The sequence below is a fragment of the Skermanella sp. genome, from assembly GCF_059503625.1.
In genome coordinates this window covers 1-3736 of sequence record NZ_JCACHA010000137.1, presented here as the reverse complement: position 1 = coordinate 3736, position 3736 = coordinate 1, and the positions used below count along the sequence as shown (strand labels likewise).

At 66.6% G+C, this 3736-nt stretch carries 3 protein-coding genes and 1 pseudogene; all 4 read right to left on the bottom strand.

What is annotated here, in order from left to right; genetic code table 11:
- Positions 1-869: 2Fe-2S iron-sulfur cluster-binding protein (locus AC5JJ6_RS03700; protein WP_496040751.1), on the bottom strand; the 869-nt coding region annotated here is incomplete at its 3' end.
- Entirely contained in the window at positions 866-2569 is a 1704-nt protein-coding gene (locus AC5JJ6_RS03695; protein ID WP_496040750.1) for an NADH-ubiquinone oxidoreductase-F iron-sulfur binding region domain-containing protein, read from the bottom strand. The genes AC5JJ6_RS03700 and AC5JJ6_RS03695, both read right to left, overlap by 4 nt.
- A 42-nt stretch (positions 2570-2611) precedes the next feature.
- Entirely contained in the window at positions 2612-3487 is an 876-nt protein-coding gene (sucD, locus tag AC5JJ6_RS03690; protein ID WP_496040749.1) for a succinate--CoA ligase subunit alpha, read from the bottom strand.
- A 1-nt stretch (position 3488) separates the two neighbouring features.
- Positions 3489-3736 (bottom strand): annotated as a pseudogene (sucC, locus tag AC5JJ6_RS03685) (succinate--CoA ligase subunit beta); the annotation flags it as partial.

Sequence of the window (3736 nt, the reverse complement as noted above, 5' to 3'; positions counted from 1 at the left end):
TCGCGCCGGATCAGCGGCACGGTCAGCCGGTCCTCGTGGTGGACATAGTCGAAGCCGAAGCGGCCCTTGACGCACAGGCGGTTCTGGTTGGACGGACCGTCGCGGCCATCCACCGACAGCAGCTTGTCGTCCTTGATGTTGTAGGTGAGCTGGCAGCCGACGCCGCAATACGGGCAGACGCTGTCGACCTTGCGGTCCGGCCCGGTCAGGAAGACGCCGGTCTGGCTGTCCACCATCGTCTTCGGCATCAGGGCGCCGGTCGGGCAGGCCTGCACGCACTCGCCGCAGGAGACGCAAGTGCTGCCGCCCATGGGATCGTCGAAGTCGAAGATGATCTTCTCGGCATGCCCGCGCAGGGCCATGCCGATCACGTCGTTGACCTGGACTTCGCGGCAGGCGCGGACGCACAGGTTGCACTGGATGCAGGCGTCGAGCTGCACCGCCATCGCGGGATGGCTGAAGTCCTTGTCCGGAGCGGGATCGCGGGCGGGGAAGCGGCTGTCGGAAACCTCCAGCTTGTCGGCCCAGTTCCAGAAGGGGGAATTGGGGTCGTGGGCTTCCTCGCGGGCGGGCTGGTCGCCGACCAGCAGTTCGAACACCATCTTGCGCGCCGATTTGGCGCTCTCGCTGGCGGTGTTGACCTTCATGCCCTGCTGCGGCTTGCGGATGCAGCTTGCGGCCAGGACGCGTTCGCCTTCCACCTCGACCATGCAGGCGCGGCAGTTGCCGTCCGGGCGGTAGCCCGGCGCCGGAGTGTAGCAGAGGTGCGGGATCTCGGTGCCGCGACGGTTGGCGACCTGCCAGATGGTCTCGCCGGGGCGGGCTTCGACCTCTTCACCGTCCAGGAAAAATCGGATCGCCTCGCTCATGTCAGGTCCTCCGGGAAATGCTTCATTATCTGTTTGATCGGGTTCATCGCCGCCTGACCCAGGCCGCAGATCGAGGCCGAGGTCATCACCTTCGCCAACTCGCCCAGCAAGGGCTGGTTCCAGCTTGGCTGCTCCAGCAGCTTGACGGCCTTTTCGGTGCCGGCGCGGCAGGGGGTGCACTGGCCGCAGCTCTCATCCTCGAAGAACTTCATCAGGTTGAGGCCGACCCGTTTCATATCGTCCTTGTCGGACAGCACGACAACCGCCGCCGAGCCGATAAAGCAGCCGTGCTGCTCCAGCGTGCCGAAGTCCAGCGGGATGTCGGACATGGAAGCCGGCAGGATGCCGCCGGAAGCGCCGCCGGGAAGATAGCCCTTGAAGGTATGGCCGTCCTCCATCCCGCCGCAGAACTCGTTTATCAGTTCGGTGATCGTGACGCCGGCGGGAGCCAGCTTGACGCCGGGGTTCTTGACGTGGCCGGAGACGGAATAGCTGCGCAGGCCCTTGCGCCCGTTGCGGCCGTGGCTGGACCACCACTCCGGCCCCTTCTCCACGATGTCGCGGACCCAGAACACCGTCTCGATGTTGTTGATCAGCGTCGGCTGGCCGAACAGACCGACCTGGGACGGGAACGGCGGCTTGTGGCGCGGCAGGCCGCGCTTGCCCTCGATGCTTTCCAGCATCGCCGATTCCTCGCCGCAGATATAGGCGCCGGCGCCGCGCCGCATGTGGATCTTGGTGTGCCGGCTGAGACCGGCCTGCTCGACCCTGGCGATTTCGCGGTCCAGGATCTCGCGGCACTGCGGATACTCGTCGCGCAGGTAGACGTAGACGTCGGTCGCCTCGACCGCCCAGGCGCCGATCAGCATCCCTTCCAGGAAGCGGTTGGGATCGGTTTCCAGATAGTGGCGGTCCTTGAAAGTGCCCGGCTCGCCCTCGTCGCCGTTGATCGCCATCAGGCGCGGACCGGGTTCGGCGCGGACGAAGCGCCACTTGCGGCCGGTCGGGAAGCCGGCGCCGCCAAGGCCGCGCAGGCTGGAGCCTTCCAGCGCCGTCAGGATGCCTTCAAGGTCGCGGGCGCCGTCCAGGCATTCTTCCAGCAGCTTGTAGCCGCCGCCGGCGCGGTAGTCGTCGAAGCCGTGGTAGTCGGGGATGTGCGGGTGGGTGTGCCCGGCATCGACGGCGGCCTTGACGCTCTCCACCGTCGCGTGCTCGTGCAGCGCATGGCCGATCGCCACGGCGGGGGCGTTGTGGCAGGCGCCCATGCAGGGGGCGCGGATGACCCGCACGTCGGGGCCGACCGCGTCGGGCAGCCCGTAGAACAGGTCGGCGCCGCCCTTCAGCTCGCAGGTCAGGCTGTCGCAGACCCGGATCGTCAGGGGCGGCGGGGCGACCTCGTCGTCCATCACGATGTCGAAATGGGCGTAGAAGCTGGCGACCTCGTACACTTCCACCAGGGCCAGCCGCATCTCCTGCGCCAGCGCCACCAGATGGCGCGCGTGCAGCGCATGATAGCGGTCCTGGATCAGGTGCAGGTGCTCGATCAGCAGGTCCGGCTGCCGCGATCTGTCGCCCAGAAGCTCCCGGACCTCGGCCAACGACGTCAGGTCTACCTGGCGTCCCTTCGGTAGCCCACGGGTCTTGCGGCGTCCCAAACCGGGATGCTTGTTGTTGGGTTCGTTGGGAATGGCCGTGTCCATGGATTTCCTGCCCTTGTCTTCTTGTTCTTCTACCTCGTGCCGTCAACGACCCATGGCTTGAAGCATGGTGCGTCCCAGGCTCGCCGGGCTGTCGGCGATGTGGATGCCTGCCGCCGTCAGCGCCTTTACTTTGAAGTCCGCCGTGTCATTACCACCGGAGATTACGGCGCCGGCATGACCCATGCGGCGGCCCGGCGGTGCGGTGCGGCCCGCGATGAAGCCGACGACCGGCTTCTTCGTGCCGCTGGCCTTGATGAACTCGGCGCCCTTGACCTCGGCGTCGCCGCCGATCTCGCCGATCATGATGATGCCTTCGGTCTCGTCGTCCTTCAGGAACAGCTCCAGGCTGTCCACGAAGTTGGTGCCGTTGACCGGATCGCCGCCGATGCCGATGCAGGTGGTCTGGCCGAGGCCGGCCGCCGTCGTCTGGGCCACCGCCTCATACGTCAACGTTCCGGACCGGGAAACGATGCCGATCTTGCCGCGGCGGTGGATGTGGCCCGGCATGATGCCGATCTTGCACTCGTCCGGCGTGATGATCCCAGGGCAGTTGGGGCCGATCAGCCGGGTCGACGAGCCGGTCAGGGCGCGGCGGACCTTGACCATGTCCAGGACGGGGATGCCTTCGGTGATGCAGACCACCAGCGGGATCTGGGCGTCGATGGCTTCCAGTATGGCGTCGGCGGCGAACGGCGGCGGGACGTAGATCACGCTGGCGTTGGCGCCGGTGTCGTTGACGGCCTGGGCCACCGTGTCGAACACCGGCAGGTCGAGATGCTTGGTGCCGCCCTTACCGGGGGTGACGCCGCCGACCATCTGGGTGCCGTAGGCGATCGCCTGTTCGGAGTGGAAGGTCCCCTGAGCGCCGGTGAAGCCCTGGCAGATGACCCGCGTTTCGGAATTGACGAGAACCGACATGTCAGGCGGCCTTTTTCTGAACGGCGCTGACGATCTTCTTGGCCGCATCGCCAAGATCGTCCGCGGAGAGGATGGGAAGGCCCGACTCGGCCAGGATACGCTTGCCCATGTCGACGTTGGTGCCTTCCAGGCGGACCACCAGCGGGACGTGGAGCGAGACTTCGCGCGCGGCGGCGACGACGCCTTCCGCAATCACGTCGCAGCGCATGATGCCGCCGAAGATGTTGACCAGGATGCCTTCGACGTTCT